The organism is Streptomyces sp. NBC_01460, assembly GCF_036227405.1.
Lineage (GTDB): Bacteria > Actinomycetota > Actinomycetes > Streptomycetales > Streptomycetaceae > Streptomyces.
The window spans coordinates 7427876-7446539 of sequence record NZ_CP109473.1 but is presented as its reverse complement, the minus strand read 5'-3'; the positions used below and the strand labels follow the sequence as shown (position 1 = coordinate 7446539).

11 protein-coding genes are annotated in these 18664 nt (G+C 71.8%); 1 reads left to right on the top strand and 10 read right to left on the bottom strand.

Annotated features, from left to right (window positions below):
• Positions 1-68 precede the first annotated feature (68 nt).
• From OG488_RS33540 to eccD, 8 genes are all read right to left on the bottom strand, one after another.
• The gene (locus OG488_RS33540; protein WP_329236079.1) at positions 69-440 is read right to left on the bottom strand and encodes a hypothetical protein; all 372 of its coding nucleotides are present in this window, start codon (positions 438-440) and stop codon (positions 69-71) included.
• 2 nt (positions 441-442) lie between these two features.
• Positions 443-895, bottom strand: a complete 453-nt coding sequence (locus OG488_RS33535; RefSeq protein ID WP_329236077.1) for a YbaB/EbfC family nucleoid-associated protein — start codon at positions 893-895, stop codon at positions 443-445.
• A gap of 214 nt (positions 896-1109) precedes the next feature.
• Entirely contained in the window at positions 1110-4541 is a 3432-nt protein-coding gene (locus OG488_RS33530; RefSeq protein WP_329236075.1) for an AAWKG family protein, read from the bottom strand.
• Between the two features lie 130 nt (positions 4542-4671).
• Positions 4672-5136, bottom strand: coding sequence for a type VII secretion system-associated protein (locus OG488_RS33525; protein ID WP_329236073.1), 465 nt, complete (start codon positions 5134-5136; stop codon positions 4672-4674).
• 135 nt (positions 5137-5271) lie between these two features.
• Positions 5272-5580 (bottom strand): WXG100 family type VII secretion target, encoded by a 309-nt coding sequence (locus tag OG488_RS33520; protein ID WP_329236071.1) that lies wholly within the window; start codon positions 5578-5580, stop codon positions 5272-5274.
• A gap of 90 nt (positions 5581-5670) precedes the next feature.
• A complete protein-coding gene (locus tag OG488_RS33515; RefSeq protein WP_099176577.1) occupies positions 5671-6006 on the bottom strand; it encodes a hypothetical protein in 336 nt (111 codons plus the stop codon).
• 451 nt (positions 6007-6457) lie between these two features.
• Positions 6458-8029, bottom strand: a complete 1572-nt coding sequence (gene eccB, locus OG488_RS33510; RefSeq protein WP_329236069.1) for a type VII secretion protein EccB — start codon at positions 8027-8029, stop codon at positions 6458-6460.
• A gap of 47 nt (positions 8030-8076) precedes the next feature.
• Complete coding sequence (eccD, locus tag OG488_RS33505; protein WP_329236068.1) at positions 8077-9483, bottom strand: type VII secretion integral membrane protein EccD; 1407 nt, start codon at positions 9481-9483, stop codon at positions 8077-8079.
• 408 nt (positions 9484-9891) lie between these two features.
• Between eccD and eccCa the strand changes: the two genes are divergently transcribed.
• The gene (eccCa, locus tag OG488_RS33500) at positions 9892-13947 is read left to right on the top strand and encodes a type VII secretion protein EccCa (protein WP_329236065.1); all 4056 of its coding nucleotides are present in this window, start codon (positions 9892-9894) and stop codon (positions 13945-13947) included.
• A gap of 93 nt (positions 13948-14040) precedes the next feature.
• Here the strand turns inward: eccCa and OG488_RS33495 are convergent, their stop codons facing one another.
• The gene (locus tag OG488_RS33495; protein WP_329236063.1) at positions 14041-15300 is read right to left on the bottom strand and encodes a S8 family serine peptidase; all 1260 of its coding nucleotides are present in this window, start codon (positions 15298-15300) and stop codon (positions 14041-14043) included.
• Positions 15297-18611: a right-handed parallel beta-helix repeat-containing protein gene (locus OG488_RS33490; protein ID WP_329236061.1), complete on the bottom strand. Its 3315-nt coding sequence runs from the start codon at positions 18609-18611 to the stop codon at positions 15297-15299. The genes OG488_RS33495 and OG488_RS33490 overlap by 4 nt, the downstream gene beginning before the upstream one ends.
• Positions 18612-18664: the final 53 nt, after the last annotated feature.

The window sequence follows — 18664 nt, the reverse complement described above, 5'->3', positions numbered from 1 at the left end:
GGAGCCCGCGCGGGCAGGACGGAGCGGCCGCTCCCGGCGTGGTGCGGGAGCGGCCTGCGGTGCGGGGTTCAGCGGCGGCCATGCCCGCCCGAGCCGCTGCCGAGCCCGTCGGCGTCGATGCGGCTGGTTCCCTTCTCGACCTGCTCGATGTTGTGGTCGCGGGTGTCCTTCATCATCCGGACCTGGCTGACCGTGGCGTCGGTGATGCCCACCAGCGCGTCACGGATGGACAGCATGGTGTCCTTGGTGGTCTGCCGCTCCTTCTGCTCCTGCGGCTTGGCCTTCTCCGCGAACTCACCCTCCGAACCCGGCCAGTTCACCGTGGGCGCCAGATCGTCGAGGAACTCCTCGGTCATGCTCCTGGTGAGGGCGCCGATCTCCTCCAGCTGCCCGGCCAGCGCCTCGATGCGCTGCGGATCGACGTAGTACCGCTCGCCCATCGTCAGTCCCCTCCCTCTTCGCCGAGTGCGTCCCGCCAGGCGGGGGCGGCCCGGCCGCCGCGCGCCGAGTCCTCGTCCTCGCGCAGCACCTCGGGGCCGAAGATGCGCTCCCAGTCCAGCTCGAAGCCCTTCAGCTCCGGCACGTTGCTGCTGGGCTCGGTGAACGGGGCCATCGCCTTCATGACATGCCGGTTCATCTTCAGGCGCGCCGCGCTCGCCGCCTCCAGGACGCTGGCGGCAAGCTCCTGCGGTGACATGTCGCGGTACTTGTTCTCCAGGAACTCGATCCCCGTCAGCTCACCCTGGGGGCCGGCGGTGGCCCGGACCGCACGGTCGGAGGAGAGCGACGAGAACGACGCCGTCCGCAGTTCGCGCTCGGTGCGTGCCACCGCCTCCTGGGCCGCCTGCAGTTCGGCCATGGCCTTCTCCAGGCGCTTCTCCAGCGGTTCCGTCACGCCCGCTCCCCTCCTTCTCCGTAGGTCTCTCGGTACGCCCGGTCGGTGCGTAGGGTCCTCAACGGTGCGTCAACTGCTGTGTTGATCTTGCCTGGTGAACGTCGGGCGCGGGAAGCCGGGGGTGGGTGGGACACGCAGCCCCGGCACACGTCGCCCCGGGACACGCCGCCCCGGGACGCCCCGCCCGCCGTGGGGCGCCGGACAGCGGCGACGGTCACCGGCCGATGACGGCCGGCGTGCCGCCCTCCTCGGTACCCCACACGTCCTCGTCCTCCTCCAGGTAGTCGGCGGAGCTGGTGGCCCTGTGGCGCGGCTCCCCCTCCTCCTCGGGTGAGTCGCCACCGGTGGTCGTCACCCGGCGGGCCGGCGCCAGGAAGGTGTCGCTGTCCTCCTGCCGGTTCCACGGGCTGCGCCGACGGCGGTTCCGGCGCTCGCTCTCCTCCGCCGCGTCGACCAGGACGGCGCGCACCCGCTCGCCGTTGCCCTTCTCACCGCCCCCGCCCATGCCGCCCATGCCGCCGCCCATCGGCATGCCGGGGCTGCCAGGCGTGCCCGGTGCTCCCGGTGTACCGGCCTGGGCGGCGCCTGCGAGCGGGCTGCCCGAGCCGGTCGCGGAACCGTCCGAGAGGGGGGCCACCGCGCCGAGGCCGTCCGGGGAGAGGGAGCCCGTTCCGGAGAGGCCGCCGCCGAGAGCTCCGGCACTCACCTGTCCCCCACCGACGCCCAGGTCGGAGAACGGCACCTCGCTGGTCGTACCGTCGCCACCGCCGACCGTGTCGAGACCTCCGAGGCCGCCCGACCCGCCCGATCCGTCCAGGCTCCCCAGGTCGCCGAGGCCACCCGATCCGTTCAGGCTGCCGAGATCACCGAGCCCGTCGAGAACGCCCGAACCTCCGTCACGGCCCGTCTGGTTGAGGTCGTGCAGATCGACCGTCTCGGTCCTGCCCTGCGGGTCGGTGGTGGTGGCGATGCCGGTGTCCGGGTCGATGACCTGCTTGCTGCCGTCCGGGAAGGTGGTGGTCAGCTGGCCGTTGTCCAGTGCGGTGGTGGAGCCGTCCGGGTTGGTCACCGACGCCCCGTGGGTGAGGTCGGTGGTCACGGTGGAGCCGTCCGGGCCGGTCATGGAGAACGACCCGGTGTCCGGGTCGAAGACGCCCTTGCTGCCGTCCGCGAACGTCGTGGCGAAGTCACCGTTCGTCAGGGCGGTGTGCCCGCCGGTCGGCGTCTCCAGTCCGGACAGGCCGCCGTTGAGATCCCCGAGGTCGCCCAGGTCGCCGATCGACTGGGTGGGAAGATCGGCGTTGATGTCGCCGAGGTCCCCCGGACCGCCCGAGCTGTTCTGCCCGTTGAGATCGCCGAGACTGCCGAGGTTCTGGGTGGTGGTGGCGCCGTCGGGGTCGGTGGTGACGGCCTGGCCCGTGGTGGGGTCGACGACCTGGGTGGTGCCGTCGGGGAAGGTGGTGGTCAGCTTGCCGTCGTCGCCGAGGGAGGTGACGGACCCGTCGGGGTTGGTCACCTTCATGCCGTCGCCCAGGTCCTGGGTGGTGACGCTGCCGTCGGGGTGTGTGGTGGTGACCAGCCCGCTGTCCGGGTCGAAGGTGCTGGTGCTGCCGTCCGGGAAGTCCGAGGTGAGCTTGCCCCCGTCCAGCTGGGTGGTGCCGCCGGTGGGGGTGTCCAGGGAGCCGCCGGTGCCGTCGTTGAGGGGGCCGAGACTGCCGAGGTCCTGGGTGACGGCCTGGTTGGCGTCGTTCACGGCCTTGTCGGTCCCGCCGGGGCCGCCGTTGTTGAGCGGACCGAGGTTCCCCAGGCTCTGCGCGACCGTGGCTGGGGCAGGGCCCTGCTGGTTGTCCTCGCCGCCCCCGATGTCCAGGTTCCCGGGGCTCTCGGTGGACGGGATGTTCGTGTTCAGCAGGCTGTCCAGGTTCCCGAGGTCCTGCGTGGTGACCGCGTCGGGGTCGTTGAGTCCGCCGAGGCTCTCCGTGACGGCCTTCTGCTGCTCCTCGGCCTCACGCTTGGCCTCTTCCTGTTCGCGCCGCTGCTCCTCGCGCAGTTCCTCCGCGTACTTCTTGTCCTCGTCGCGCTGCTGGTTCTGCTCGTTCCGCAGGTCGTCCTGAAGGCGCTTGGCCTCCTCCTGCTCCTGGCGCTGTTCCTCGCGCAGATCGTCCTGGTACTTCTTGTCCTCGTCGCGCTGCCGGTTCTGTTCCTCACGCAGCTCGTCCTGGTACTTCTTGTCCTCCTCCCGCTGCCGGTTCTGCTCCTCGCGCAGCTCGTCCTGGTACTTCTTGTCCTCCTCCCGCTGCCGGTTCTGCTCCTCACGCAGCTCGTCCTGGTACTTCTTGTTCTCCTCGTTCTCCTTCTTGATCTCCTCCTTCTCCTCCTCCAGCTTCTTCTTCTCGTACTCGTCCGAGGCCGTGCCGGTCGACTTCGGTTCGGGCACGTTGTCGGAGAAGTCCTCGCCCAGTTCGAGGAAGTGGTTGTTCAGGGCCGACTGGACCGTGGCGGCCGGCTTGCCCAGGTACTCGTCGACCCCCTGGCTCCAGATCTTGACCGCCTTGTCACCGACCTTGGCCCAGTTGGCGATGTCGGTCAGGTCTCCGTACTCGGGGTGCACCTGCGAGAAGCCGCCCTGCGGGCTGTGGCTGACGGTCGTGGTGTAGCGGTTGGTGTACGACGTGATGTCCGTCTTGGCGACGTTGTTCGCGTCCACCCACTGGGCCAGTTCGTCCAGGACGTAGCGCAGCACCTGGTGCGGGTCGTAGTAGGAGGAGTTGGCCCAGTCCAGCCACGCCTCCAGCAGCTTGTTCGCCGCGTTCTCGAGATAGGTGCGCCCGAGCGAGAGCGCACGCGAGTACACGGTGCCGCCGGTACCGGTCTCGTCGCCTGTGCCGACCTTGGAGTCGAAGGTCTCGACGTAACTGTCGTAGTTCTCCCGGATCTTCTTCAGCAGGCTGCGGAAGACCTCCGCGGCTTCGCCCTTCCAGCTCGCGTCCTCGCGGCTGAAACGGTCCTCCCAGTCCTTCAGGACGACCGCGTGGTCCCTGAAGAACTTCGCCGCGAAGTCGAAGGACTCCCCCGTGGTGCCGAAGGACTTGAGGTCGACCACGTCGGCTCCCGGTACGCCCAGGTTGCTGAAGCGGGCGTCCTGGGTGCTGCCCCGCAGCAGTTCGAGGAGCGCCGCCCGCGGCCCGTTCATGTACCGGGCGAGCGCGACCGTACTCATCTTGTCCTTGTTGTAGTCCGTGAACTCGTTGCCTTCACGGACCTGGGCGTCATGGACGTTGTCGGAGCCGGGCCCGGCGAAGATGATCTCCTCGCCGGCTTTCACGCGCCCCTCGAAGACGATCCGCGCCTGCATGATCGACCGCTTCTTGCCGCTGTCGAAGAACCAGATGTCGTAGTCCTCGCCCTTGTTCGTCAGGAAGCCGGAATCCTTGACGAGCAGGCCGAGGCTGCGCTCCTTGATGTCCATGCGGAAGAGCTTGCCGCCGTGGTCGGACCGGAGCGTGTCGAAGACGGTGCTGCGGTCGGGCACCGGGTAGCCGGTGATATGGGTGACCAGAGTGGCCCAGGTGTCGCTCGATGGATCAGCGGCGCCGTCGAACTTGTCGACGTTCCCCTGGGAGTTGGGATCGTACCGATCAGCCACCGGGAACTCTTTCTGGTCAGGTGTCCTGCATGTCGGCGCACAGCGTCTTCGTGCGGCTTCGGGGAAGGGCGTCCGTCACGCGGGTGGAACCCCGGGCCGCAGGGGGGCTCACGGGTGGGGACGCGTCGGCCTAGGTGGTTTCCTCACCCGACGAACCGCTGGTGAGCGTGTCGACCTCCTCGAACGTCTGCAGCAGTGTCTGCGCGTCGATCGCGTCGAGGTTCTTGTCCTTGGTCTTGTTGGCCTCTTCGATCGTGTCGGTGAGCGCTTCCTTGAGCTCCTTGAAGAGGTCCATCTGGTCACCCAGCAGCTTGTCGATCGCCTCGGCCGCCGTGCGGACACCGGCGATCAGCTTCGGTCCCGACACCAGGGGCTCGGTGACCATCTTGCCGATGCGCAGGAGCTGTTTGTCCTGGGCGAGGTTGTCCGGCGTGGTGTGCCCGTCGACGAGATGTCCGAGCGGCCGGATGTGCTCCCCGTCCCCGTCCTCCCGGTGCTTCTTCGCGGCGGTGTACACCGGCTGCACCTCGTTGTCGCGGAAGCTCTCCATCTGCTTGAGGTCAAAATGCTTGACGTCGGCCTTCTCACCAGCCATGGGACGTCCTCCTGCGGTTCGGTGCCGGACAGGGATACGGGCGGCCGGGGGCGGGCCTGTGCGGCCGGCCGGCCGGCGTGAGACGTGACCGGGGCCCGCCCTCCGTCCATGCGAAGGGCAAGCCCCGGCCGGGCTCTAGCGGGCGCGCACACTGCCCCAGTTGTCGGCGCTCTTGCGCTCGTCACGGGAGTGGTTGTCGTGGATGCTCTGCACCAGCTCGCCGCTGTCGCCGAGGAGCAGCGCCATGTTCTTCGTGGCCTGGTCCCACTCGGCCTGGACTCCGCGGTACATCTGCTGGTCGTCACCCTCCCAGGAGGTCACGAGCGGCCTCAGCTCGTCCTCCAGGTTGTTGAGGGTCGTGATGATCTGCTGCGTCTGACCCTTCAGCTCCTCGATCGCGTTACGGACCGTGGAGTACTGCACATCGATGATGCCGTCAGCCATGACTGCTCCTCTCGGGTGGCCGGGCTGGGGAGCCCGGCGAGCTCACGTGTTCCGGCCTCCTCCGCAGGGAACCGGTTCCGCGGGGGTGGGTCAGCGCAGCGCTTCGAAGACGCCCTGGCTGGTCTTGCTGTTGAGCACCTCGGTCAGGTCCTGGTTCTCCTTCGCGAGGCGGTCGGCCGAGGTCACGTTCTCCTGGAGCGCGTCGACCATCTTGCTGATCTGGACGACGACCTTCTGCGCCTCGCCGTTCCAGCTGCGGAAGAGCTTCAGCAGTGCCTGGCCCTCGTCGCCGCCGACTCCCGAACGCGCGGCGATCTCGGCGACGTTGTTCTGGATCTTCTCGACCGCGCTCCGGGCCGACTCCAGGGAGGAGACACCTCCCAAGCCCTTGGCATAGTCCGCTTTCCTTGAGCCAGTGTCCGCCATGTCGCGCTCCCTTCCTTCAGACCAGTCTTGTTGCACGTTGCCGTGCCGAGGCTAAAGAGAACCTGGCGTTCCGCGCAACGAGTGTGGGGAAGATTTGAGCATAGGTCAGTTCCTCAGAACCCCTGCATGGCACCAGAGTTGTCCCAATGTTTCCGCCCGATGAACCGAGCCCTCCCGAACGTCGGGTTCGCGGGACGGCAGCCTCTCGTCCAGCAGCGCCATACGGCCGGTAATCGGGCAGGAAAATGAGCGGAACGGTCATCCGGGCCGCCCGTTTCAGACGGCACGGACCCGTGTGCGCGGGAATCCTGTGACACGACCGCCCGAATATCTGAGCTTCATTTGAGGTTTCTCGCCGTGCCCGGCCCGCGGGAAATCAGCGCGAGCCGCGGGGAGTTATCCGATCGATGCTTTCCCGTTCCTCGATGCCTTTTACGGGATTTCGCGTGGATCACGCCGCGGAGTCGGCTGTGCCGGAAGCATCCCGCGTGTCCGTCTTGCCCGTCCCCTCCCCCGCGTCGGCGCCGCACCGCGGAGCCGTGACGCGGGGTTCCGCGGCACCGGAGGCGGCGGCCGGGTCGAGGTCCGCACCGGTCGGGAGGGCGGCGAGCAGCGGGGCCGGGACGGAGCCGATGTCCCCCTCGGCGTAACCGAGCGCCGCCAGCGCGTCCTTGGCCGGGACGCGGTACTTCACCCCGTTCTCCGCCACCAGGTACGTCGTCCCGGCGTGCGCGGCGCCGCTCGCGTTCAGCGCCCGGACCAGGGCGCCGCGTCCGGGCCGTACCACCGTGGCGTCCGTCCGGACACAGGCCGGACTCAGCGGCTGGGCGGTGCCCTCCGACACCACGACCGGTGCGAGCCGGGTCAGCGGGACCAGCACCGACCCGATCCGGGTGCCGCCGTCGTCCCCGTCCACCTGCGCGCAGAGCGCGGTGCCGCGCGGCGCGGGCTGCGGGACCGGCGGGGTGTCCGGGAGCTCGGCGGATCCCGCGGTGGCCGATCCCTCCGCACGGTGCGCGCGCAGCGCGTCGGCGCCGACGTCGCGCGCCTCGGGCGACTCCCCCCGGTAGGCGTCCTTCTGGGTGGCCGGGTCGCCCAGCACGAGGGCGGCACCGAGCCTCGTCAGCGGCACGAGGCCGTCCTTCTGCAGCAGGTGATAGGTGCTGCCGCCGCCGGGCACCTGGACGTTGAACACCTGGCCGACACGGCTGGCCCCGCCGCCGAGGACCGGGCCCTTCTCACCACGCCCCGGAACCGCGGGCGGCTTGAGGGCGGGGCCGGGGGCCAGGGCGTCGAGGAAGGCCGCCGAGACCGGCATCGGCTGCTCCGAGCCGTAGCCGAGGGCGTTACGGGCGTCGGACGCCCGGTCCAGCGGCAGCCTGCTGCCCCGCCACACCAGGTACTCGGTGTCACCGGGGCCGCGTACGAGCACCCCGCGACCGCTGCCGATGTCCTGGGAGTCCAGGGGCGCCCCGGCGACCACGGTGGTGGCCCCGGGCTTGTCCACCCCGGTGTCCGCGACGGCACCGGAGGTGCTGGGAAGGGCCCCGTCCGGACCGGTGACGCACATGTGCCAGGCGCCGTCGTCGAGCTCGCCGGGGCCGGGCACGGCGTCCGGCGCGCCGGGGATGCCGGCCGGGGAGCCCACGGGGACGTCCCGCAGCGAGGTGGTGGCGACGTCCGCGGTCTCGAGGTCGGCGCCGCCGATCAGCTTCGCCGAGGCGTAGTTGCGCACGGGGTGCAGGACTCCGTCGGTGCCGGTCCACAGGTAGCGGGCGCCGGTGTCGCGGTTGACGACCAGGTGCTCACCGTCCCGCCAGCCGTCGTTCCCACCCGGGCGCAGCAGTCCGAAGACCGTGGCGCCCGCACCGATCAGCACGGTCACCAGGACGCCGAAGACCACCCCTCGGGTGGTGCGCCCCAGAGGGCTCTCCGCCGCGTCCGGGTCGGCCGTCAGCAGGCCCGAACTGAGCCTGCCCATCATGAAACTGTGCGCATGTACCTGGTCGCGCTTGGACTGCACTGCCTCTCCTCACCCACTCGATACCCATGTCACGGCGTGCGGTGTACTCAGCCGAACAGACCGCGCAGCCAGCCGAAGAGACCCGCCACCCACATGCTGAGCGGCAGCAGTGCCACGGCGAGGAGGGTGTGGGCCAGTTCTGCCGCACGGCCCCAGTACGGCAGCACCCGGCGGCCCGGCACGGTCCAGGAGGCGGTCACGAGTCCGGCCGCCGCGGCGAGCAGGACGGCGAAGACCACGAGGCGTCCGTCGCTCCCGCTGTCCAGCGCCCAGGCGCGGGCGAGGAGCAGCAGCCCCCAGAGCCCGGGCACGGCCAGGGTCAGCCGCTGCCCGATGTGCACCAGGCCGCGGGCGTGCAGGAGGAGGAGCAGGCTCAGCGCGAGAGCGGTCAGCACCTCGGGCAGGTCCGGATGCTCGGCGAGGACGGTGAGGGCGGCCGCGGCGATGACGCCGGTGGCGCCGAAGAGCGCGGCGACCCAGCGTCCGGCCAGTTCGGTGCGCTCGGCGACCTCGTCGCCGGAGTAGGGGTCGATGCCCTGCTGGAGCTCACCGGCCGTGGAGGGCAGCGCGGGCATGCGCATCCCGGCCAGTTTGAAGGCGAACGGCGCGACCGTCCCGGCGGCGAGGGCGACCGCCGTCGCCACCAGGGCGACCGCGGCCGGGCCGCCCAGACCCGTGTATCCCATGAGGGCCCCGGCGATCGCGGTGGCCACCGAGACGACCGCGGTGGCCAGCAGGGCAGGGGCGCCGACCGCGGTGGCGGCGAGCGCGATGACCGCGCCGCCCGCACCCGCGGCGCCCGCGGCGAGCAGGCGCGCTCCCACGACCTGCGTCGCGTCCGGGCCGGTCACGTCGCCGCCGGGCAGCACCCAGCCCGCGAGCGCCAGGCACGGGGCGACCATCAGGCCGAGAGCCGTCGCGGAGAGGCGGTCGCCGACCGCCCGGCTGGCGGAACCCGCGCCCGCGAGCAGCAGCAGGCCGGCGACGGCCGCGCAGGCGGCCCGCGAGAAGGCCGAGCCGCTCACCCCCGGCCAGAACACCAGCACGAGGGCCGCCGCCACGGTCGCCACGGCGGAGCCCACCAGCAGCCCGCGGGCGGCTCCGGGGTGCCAGGTGTGCAGCCGCCTGCCGGCGGTGTCGGCTATCCCGTCCACCAGGTCGTCGAGCCGCGCCTCGGGCAGCGCCTCGGTGTGCGGGCGCAGGTAGAGCACGGCCCCGTCGGACAGGCCGGCGCCGGCCAGGGTCGTCTCCTCGTCGAGCGGGGCGTCACCGAGTCTCTGGAGCACCCAGCCCGCGTGGTCCAGGCCTGCCTCCTCGGCCTCCTGGCCGACGTAACGCAGCAGGGTGGGCAGCAGGTCGGCGACCGGGACGTCGGCGGGCACGGCCAGATCGACGGTGACGCTCGGCGCACGTACGGTCAGGCGGCACGACTCGGCCACCGCACTGTCGGTCATCAGCTGAACTCTCTGCTTCCGTGGGGGCTTTGACAGGAGGGCGGCCCCTCCGTGGGAGAGGGGACGTGCGAACAGTACGGAAGGCCCGTACGGCCGGGAACGGTTGCCTGGCAGGCTCATTGCGTCGGCGCGCATCGCGACGACCGCCCCCGCGTGGACAGTTCGCGTTCCGTGAATGCAGACTACTGCCTACGACCACCGGGTCGTATTGTGGACCGGCGTCACTATCCGGTATGCAATTGTCCAGCAAGGGAGTTGCTCCTCCTCTGCTGTCCGCCCGAAACTTTCATCCGGCGTTCACCGCGGTACGCGGGACCCGGAGAATCAGTGCGGTGCGGTCTTTCCCACTACCGGGTGCACCGGTATTCGGTACGGGCCGGAAAGCCGTAAAACCGGAGGTTCTGTTCCTTGAGTGTGGTGCTGTTCCGCCGTCCGGCCCGCCGTCGCGGACCGGAGATGCCCGAAGGGCAATTGACGCTCCAGGAGCCGCCGGTCCTCGCCGAGACCGTGCCGGACACCTCGGCGATATGGACCTATTTGCCGATGGCGCTGATGTCGGTGTCCATGATGCTGATGTTCCTGCGGCCCGGCGGCGGCAACGGCGTCTTCATGTACCTCGCCATGGGCGTGATGGCGCTCTCCGCCGGTGCCATGCTTCTGGGGCAGCTGATGCGCCGTTCCAGCGAGCGCAAGCAGCGCCTGAAGGGCGAACGCCGCGACTACCTCCGCTACCTGGCGCAGACCCGCAAGCGGGTCAGGACCACCATCGCGGAGCAGCAGCGGGCCCTCGCCTGGCGCCACCCGGAGCCCCACTCGCTCCGCTCGCTGGCACGCACCTCCCGGCTCTGGGAACGCCGCCCGGCCGACGAGGACTTCGGCGAGGTCCGTCTCGCCGTCGGTGAACAGCAGCTCGCCCTCACCCTGGAGCCGGTGTCCACCCGTCCGGTGGAGGACCTCGAACCCCTCTGCGCGCACGCCCTGCGCCGTTTCATCCGGGCCTACTCCACGATCCCCGAGCAGCCTCTCGGCCTCTATCTGCGGTCCTCGGCCCGGATCCTGGTACGTCCCGAGGAGAGCCCGGACGAGGGGTCCGCGGAGCCCGGCACCCCGTCGCGTGAAGGGGACGGCGGTACTCCCGACCCCGGCTCCGACGCCGTACGCGCCCTGGTGCGCGCCGTGCTCGGGCAGCTCGCGGTGTTCCACGCGCCCGAGGAGCTGTGGCTCGCCCTCTGTGTCAGTGACGAGCGGCGGCCCGACTGGGAGTGGGTGAAGTGGCTGCCGCACGTGCTGGACCCGCACGAGGAGGACGGTGCCGGCCAGGTACGCAGGATCACCGCGGACATCGCGGAGCTGGACGACCTGCTCGGCGCCGAGTTCGCCGAACGCCCCGACTTCGACCCGGACGCCCGCCCCGGCCGCGACGAGCCCTACACGGTCGTCGTCCTGGACGGCGTCACCGTCCCCGAGGGGCACCGCTGGGAGGGGCACGGCTACCGCAACGCCCTGGCAGTCGACGTCTCCGGGGCACTGCGCTGGCGCCCCGGACGCAACACGCTGCGGCTGACCGCCGGCCCCGACCAGGTGAACCTGGTCCGCACGGACCGCAGCCGCAAGGAGCGGTCCGTCCCGCTCGGACGGCCGGACCGGCTCGGCCCGCTCGGCGCGGAGTCCCTGGCCAGGCTGCTCACGTCCCGCCGGATGAGTCTGGGCACCGACATCGCGCAGCCGCTGGACTCCGACGTCGAGCTGACCACGCTGCTCGGCATCCCCGACCTGCACCGGCACGACCCGCAGGCCCTCTTCGCCCGGAGCACCGGCTCCGCGCGGCTGCGGGTGCCGATCGCGGTCGGCGTGAACGGCCGTCCCGTCGAACTCGACATCAAGGAGTCCGCGCAGGGCGGCATGGGTCCGCACGGCATGCTCATCGGCGCCACCGGCTCCGGCAAGAGCGAACTGCTGCGCACTCTCGTCCTCGGCCTCGCCCTGACGAACTCCTCCGAGACACTCAACTTCATCCTGGTCGACTTCAAGGGTGGCGCCACCTTCCTCGGCCTGGAGGAACTCCCGCACACCTCCGCCGTCATCACCAACCTCGCCAACGAGGTCGCCCTGGTGGAACGCATGCAGGACGCCCTGCACGGCGAACTCATCCGCCGCCAGGAGCTGCTGCGCTCCGCGGGGAACCACACGTCCGCCCTGGAGTACGAGCGGGCGCGTGCGGCGGGGGCGGATCTCGCCCCGTTGCCCAGCCTGTTCGTGGTGGTCGACGAGTTCAGCGAACTCCTCTCCGCCCACCGTGAGTTCATGGACCTGTTCGTGATGATCGGCCGTCTGGGCCGCTCGCTCGGGGTGCACCTGCTGCTCGCGTCGCAGCGCCTGGACGAGGGCCGCATGCACCAGTTGGAGAGCCACCTCTCGTACCGCATCGGCCTGCGCACCTTCTCCGCCATGGAGAGCCGCGGCGTGCTCGGCGTGCCCGACGCCTACGAGCTCCCCGCCCAGCCCGGCAGCGGCTACCTGAAGTCCGGCGTGGAGGCCCTGACCCGCTTCCGTGCCGCCTATTCCTCCGGGACCTACCGGCGGCGTACGGGCGCGGTGGTGCAGGCCCGGGTGGCCAGCCAGGTGGTGCCGTGGACGAGCGGCTGGGTGGTGCCCCGCACCGTGGAACCCCTGGCCGAGCCGGAGCCGGAGAGCGAGGAGAACGGCGACGAGGAGGCCCTGCTCGACGTGGCGCTCGACCGGCTGCGCGGTTCGGGTCCCGCCGCCCACCAGGTGTGGCTGCCGCCGCTGCGCGAGCCCTCACCGCTGGACGCCCTGCTGCCCGGCATCGCCCCCGACGCGGAGCGGGGTCTCAGCGCGGCCGGCTGGCCCGGCACCGGCAGGCTGCGGGTCCCGGTCGGGCTGGTGGACAAGCCGTTCGAGCAGCGCCGCGACCCCCTGGTCGTGGATCTCTCCGGGGCCGGCGGACACATCGCCGTCGCGGGCGGCTCGCAGAGCGGCAAGTCCACCCTCACCCGCACGCTGATCGCCTCCCTCGCCCTCACCCACACCCCCGCCGAGGTCCAGTTCTACTGCCTGGACTTCGGCGGCGGCGGGCTCTCCCAGCTCGCGGCCCTCCCGCACGTCGGGGGCGTCGCGGCGCGGCTGAACCCGGAGCGGGTGCACCGTGCCGTCGCCGAGGTGATGACGCTGCTCGCCCGCCGCGAGCAGTTCTTCGTGGACCACACCATCGACTCCATGAACTCCTACCGCCGCCGCAGGGCGGCCGGAGAGTTCCCCGACGAGCCCTTCGGCGACGTGTTCATGGTCGTCGACGGCTGGTCCACGGTCCGCCAGGACTACGACGACCTGATCCCGAAGTTCAACGAACTCGCCGCCCGCGGTCTCAACTACGGCATCCACCTGCTCATCACCACCACCCGCTGGGTGGAGCTGTCCGCCCAGGTCCGCGACCAGGCCGCGACCCGTCTCGAACTGCGGATGGGCGACCCGATGGACTCCGAGATCGACACCCGCAAGGCCCGGTCGGTGCCGCGCAGCGGTGGCCGCGGCATCACCGCGGACAGCAAGATGCACTTCCTCGCCGGTCTGCCCCGGCTGGACGGCAGCGGTTCCCTCGACGACCTCGGCGAGGGGGTCTCCCATCTGGTGGCGGAGGTCGCCCGGCACTGGTCCGGCGCACCGGCCCCCCAGGTCCGGATGCTGCCGCACCGTCTGCCCCTCTCCGAGCTCCCGGCACCCGAGGCGACCGAGGGCGGCGGCATGCGTCTCGCGCTCGGTATCGACCAGGAGTCGCTGGAGCCCGTCTGGCACGACTTCAGCCGTACGCCGCACCTGATCACGGTCGGCGACACGGAGAGCGGCAAGACCAACCTGCTGCGCCTCGTCACCAAGGGCATCACCGACCGCTACGCCCCGAACGAGGCGAAGATCATCGCGGTGGACTACCGCCGCACCCTGGTGGACGCCGTCCCGGAGGAGTACCGCATCGGGCACGTGATCTCCCTGGACAACCTCAAGGAGACCATCGACGGCGCGGCACGCGCCCTGAAGACCCGTGTGCCCGGGGCGGACATCGCCCCCGCCCGGATGCGCCGGTGCGACTGGTGGACCGGCCCGCGCCTCTTCATCCTGGTCGACGACTACGACATGGTCTCCTCCAACTCCTTCCAGAGCCCCTTCGAGCCGCTCTTCGAGAGTCTCACCCTCGGCTTCGAGATGGGCCTGCACCTGGTCGTGGCCCGGAGCGCGATGGGAGCGGGCCGCGGCCTCAGTGACGGACTCGTCCGCCGTCTCGACGAGGCCAACAACCCGGCCGTCCTGCTGTCCTGCCCGCCCACCGAAGGCCGGCTCTTCGGCGACGCGAAGCCCCTCAACCTCCCGCCCGGCCGGGCCCTGCACATCGCCCGCCGCAAGCCGCGCCTGATGCAGACGGCTCTGGTCGAGGAGAACCAGGACAGGTAGCGCCGGCGAGAACATGAGACGACGACACCCTCCCGGGAGCGCCCCGGGAGGGTGTCGTCGTCTCATGTCGTGCCGTGATCGGGTGTCAGCTCATCACGTACCCGTGCTCGTGCCCGTTCCCGTCCCGCCCGCTCCCGCCGGACGCCAGCCCCGGGCGCGGGCCCGGGTGACGGCGAAGCCCGCCCAGAGGACGGAGAGGACGGCGGCGGAGCCGAGGAGGACGAGGAGGGTGGCACGGCCCGTGGCGCGGTCGGCGTCCGCCGTGTCGCGGACGGTCACGGGTTCCGCCGCGCGCCCGGCGCCGGGGGCCGCCCCGGGGGCACCGAGCACCGTGGTGACGGCGGCGTAGGGGTCCAGCTGAGGAATCTCGGCCGGGTAGGCGGTGGCCGTGAGACGGCGGACGACGTCGTCGGGCTGCTCGCCGGGATAGGCGGAGCGCACGGCGGCGACGGCACCGGCGGCGTAGGCGGCGGCCACCGACGCTCCCGCGCCCAGGTAGTGGCCGTCGCCGCGCGGGCCGCCTGAGACCACCCCGGCGCCGGGTGCGAGCAGGTCGATGCCGTCGGTGGGCAGTGCGCTGTCCGGCCGGACACCGGCGGGGAGCATGTCGGCGACCGAGAGGACGCCGGGTTCACCCGCCGGCCAGTAGGTACGGGAGGGGATCTCGTCGGTGCCGGTGCGGGGCGGGTCCGGGGTCGCCGCGGCGACCACCACCGCCCCCGCGCTGCGGGCCTCGGCCACCGCACGGGTCAGCGCCGCGTCCCGGCGGGGCAGGGCCACCGCGACCGCGATCACGTCGGCCCGGGCGGCGGTCGCCTCCCTCAGCGCCTCCGCCACCAGGGCGGGACTCGCCTGACCGCGCTGGTCGGTGCCGCGCAGGGCCAGGATCCTCGCGTCCGGGGCGACCCCGGCCAGCTGCGGGGTGCCGCCCCCGTCCCCGGCGATCAGCCCGGCCAGGAACGTACCGTGCCCGACGCAGTCGTCACCGGCCACGCCCTCGGCCGAGACCCGGCCCTCGAGCCCTGCCGCGGCGGGGGCGGCACCGGTGTCGATCAGTGCGACGGTCATGCCCTCACCGGTGCTGTGGCCGTGCAGCCGGTCCAGGTCGAGGCGCTGGCGCGACCAGTCCTGCTTCTTCGCCCTGTCCCGGGACGCCGGGGTGCAGGCCGCCTGATCGGCCTGCGGATCGAGCGCGGAGGGCATGCCGGGCAGTTCCTGGCCCTTCTCCCCGTCGGCTGTCGGCAGGCGCGAGGAAGGAGCCGCCTGGGCCGGCAGCGCCGTGGGCAGCAGCAGGGCGGCGGCGAGGCCCGTGGCGGACAGCAGGCGGGCGGCCCCGCGGGCGGGCGGCCTCATCGGGGAGCCGCCGTCGGTGCGGCCGTGACGTCCTCGGGGCGGAGGATGCGCAGGTCGTCCAGGGTGGGCGCGGCCAGCGAGCTGAGCCGTCCCGCCTGGCGGGTGACCATCGACTCGACCACCTGGCGGGCCAGGCGGGCGTTGCCGAACGAACGGTCCCGGGGCAGCGCGTCGAAGTACTCCTTGAGCAGCGGTCCGGTGCCGGGCCCGCACTCGTACCCCATGTGCGAGGCCTGGGCGCGCACGATGGTGACCAACTCCTCGGAGGAGTAGTCGGCGAAGGCGATCCGGCGGGGGAAACGGGAGGCCAGGCCGGGGTTGGAGGCGAGGAAGCGCTCCATCTCGTCGGTGTAGCCGGCGACGATGACCACCACTTCGTCGCGGTGGTCCTCCATCAGCTTCAGCAGGGTGTCCACCGCCTCCTGGCCGAAGTCGGCGCCGCCGCCGCGCGGGGTCAGGGTGTAGGCCTCATCGATGAACAGCACACCGCCACGGGCCCGTTCGAAGACCTCGCGGGTGAGCTGGGCGGTGTGGCCGATGTAGCGGCCGACCAGGTCGGCGCGGGCCGCCTCCACCAGCTGGCCCCGGTCGAGGATGCCGAGCTGGGTCAGGACCTCTCCGTAGAGGCGGGCGACGGTCGTCTTGCCCGTGCCGGGCGGGCCGGTGAAGACCAGGTGGTTGCTGAGCGAGGGGACCGGAAGCCCGGCCGCGGCGCGGTGGCGGGCCGTGGTGATGAGGTTGACCAGGTCCGCCACCTCCCGCTTCACCTCGGCCAGGCCGATCATGTCGCCGAGACGGGTCAGCGGGTCGTCGTCCGGTGCGGCGGGCTCGCCGGCCTTCGCCGCGGCGGTGACGGAGACGTCCTCCGGCAGCAGCAGGCGCAGATCGTGCTCACCGACCTGTGCCTGCGTGGAGAGCCTGACCGCCTGGCGGTCGACCATCTCCTCGAACACCCCGCGCGCGGCACGGCCGTTGCCGAAGCCCTCGTCCCTCGGCATCGCGCCGAAGTGCGCGGCCAGCGCTTCCGCCGTGCCCTCGCCCAGCTCGTACTGGTGCTGGGCGCACATGCTCTCCATGATCGCGACCAGGTCGGGCACCGAGTAGTTCTCGAACTCGACGGTCCGTGAGAAACGTGACGCGAGACCCGGGTTGGAGCCGAGGAAGGAGTCCATCTGACGGGAGTACCCGGCCGCGACGACCACGACGTCGTCGCGGTGGTCCTCCATCAGCTTGAGCAGGGTGTCCACCGCCTCGCGGCCGAAGTCGGCGCCGCCGTTGCCACTGTCCGCGGTGAGCGTGTACGCCTCGTCGATGAACAGCACTCCGCCGAGGGCCCGCTGGAAGATCTCGCTGGTCTTGATCGCCGTGCCGCCGACGACCTGCGCGACCAGATCGGCGCGCGAGACCTCCACCAGGTGTCCGCTGCGCAGCGAACCCAGCTCGGCCAGGATCGCTCCGTAGAGGCGGGCGACGGTGGTCTTACCGGTGCCGGGCGGGCCGGCGAAGATCAGGTGTCTGCTCATCGGCGGTGCGGACATGCCGAGTTGCTCACGCCGCTGGGCGAGCTGGGTCAGGTTGACCAGGGTGCGGACCTGCTGTTTGACGTTCTCCAGGCCTATCAGCGCGTTGAGGGCGCCGAGCGGGCCGTCCTCGCGGTCCGGCGGGGGCGCGTCCGCGGCCCCTGCTCCGGCCGGGTCGGTGTTCTCCGCGCTGCCGGTGCCCCAGGCGTCACGCTTGCCGTTGCCGACGCTGTTCAGACCCTCCACGGCGAGCCGCTGGCCGGGCGCGGTCTGCACCAGGCCGCCGCCCTCGTTCTCGCGGGCGAGGCAGTTGACGAGCGAGACCGGCGCGGTGGACTCCACCCGGAAGCCGTCCTGGGCTCCGCCGGTGGCCTCGCAGCCGCTGAGCGAGGCGAGCGCACCCTCACGGAGCAGGAAGGCGTGACCCCTGGCCGCGTGCACCGCGGTGCGGTTGGCGGTCAGTTCGCCTCCCGCGGCGACCACCACGCCCTCCTCGCCGGATATCTCGACGCGGAAGTCGCGGACGGTGACGTTGCCCCCGTCCTCCACGACGAGGCCGCTGGTCGTCGCGTCGGAGACCCCGCCGCCGGCCAGGTAGAGGGTGCTGCCGGAGGCCACCCGCACCCCCGCGCCCTTCGGCCGTACGATCTCGCAGTCCTCGGCACGGCCCCGGGCGTCCTTGGTGGCCGCGATGCCGTCGCCGGCGGGCTCCACCAGACGGGCCCGGCGCAGCAGGGGGTTGGCGCCGCCGCGCACCGCGACCGCGGGTGCGCCGCCGATCACCTCGAGCCGGTCCAGTTCCGGAGCGGAGTCCTCCTCCAGGAGCAGCCCCGCCCCGTCGCAGTCGCGGACCGTCAGCCCGGTCAGCGCCGGGGAGGCGGCTCCGGCGACCCGGACGGCCGCGCCCTGCGCGCCGTCCACCCAGCAGTCCTCGAAGGTGCCGCGCGCCCGGTCGGTGACCAGCACGCCGTGTCCGCGGGTGCGCGAGACGCGGCAGCGGCGCAGTACGGGGTCGGCGCCCGCGGCCAGCGCGATGCCGTTCCCGGAGGCGCCGGTGACCCGGACGTCCTCCAGCGTCGTACGGCCCGCGCTGCTCAGGTGCACTCCGGTGCTGGTGTCGTGCACCACGGTGCGGACCACCGAGACGGCGGAGTTCTCCTCCAGGGCGAGGGAGGGCTTGTCGGTGGAGGAGATGTCGCAGTCCTCGACGCTGCCGCGGGACTCGCCGTTGGCGAGCAGTCCGTTCCCGCGTGCGCCGCGCACCGTGCAGTCACGGATGCGCGCCTCGCCCTGTTCGGCGAGGACGAGCCCGCTCGTCCCGAGGTGTTCGAACGTGCAGGACTCCACGGTGGTGGGCGTGTTCGAGGTCACGACGATGCCGGCGCCCTGCGGGTTGCTCACCCGGCAGTCGCGCAGTGCGAGGGAGCCCGTCCCTCCGGCCAGCATCGCGGTCCAGGCCGCGCCGACGACCTCGCAGCCGTCGAGCGCGGCCTGCCCCCGTCGCACGTCCACGGCCGGCAGCTCGGCGTCGCCGCCGCGCAGGGTCAGCTCGGAGAGCATCACGGCATCGGCGCGCAGCGCGATCACGCTGCCCGAGCGCGGCCGGATCTCCACGGTGCCCCGCCCTTCGGCGGCGGTGAGGGTGACCCTCGTGTGGATCACGAGGTTCTCCGCGTACGTCCCTGGCCGGACGCTGATGAGCGCACCGGTACGGGCGGCGGCGAGTGCCTCACCGATCGTCCGGTAGCGGTCCCGGCTGTCAGGGCCGACCGACAGTACCTGGCGCGACACGCACCAACCTCCTTGCTACGGCAACGTCTTCAGCGGGCGTCCCCCTGTTCACC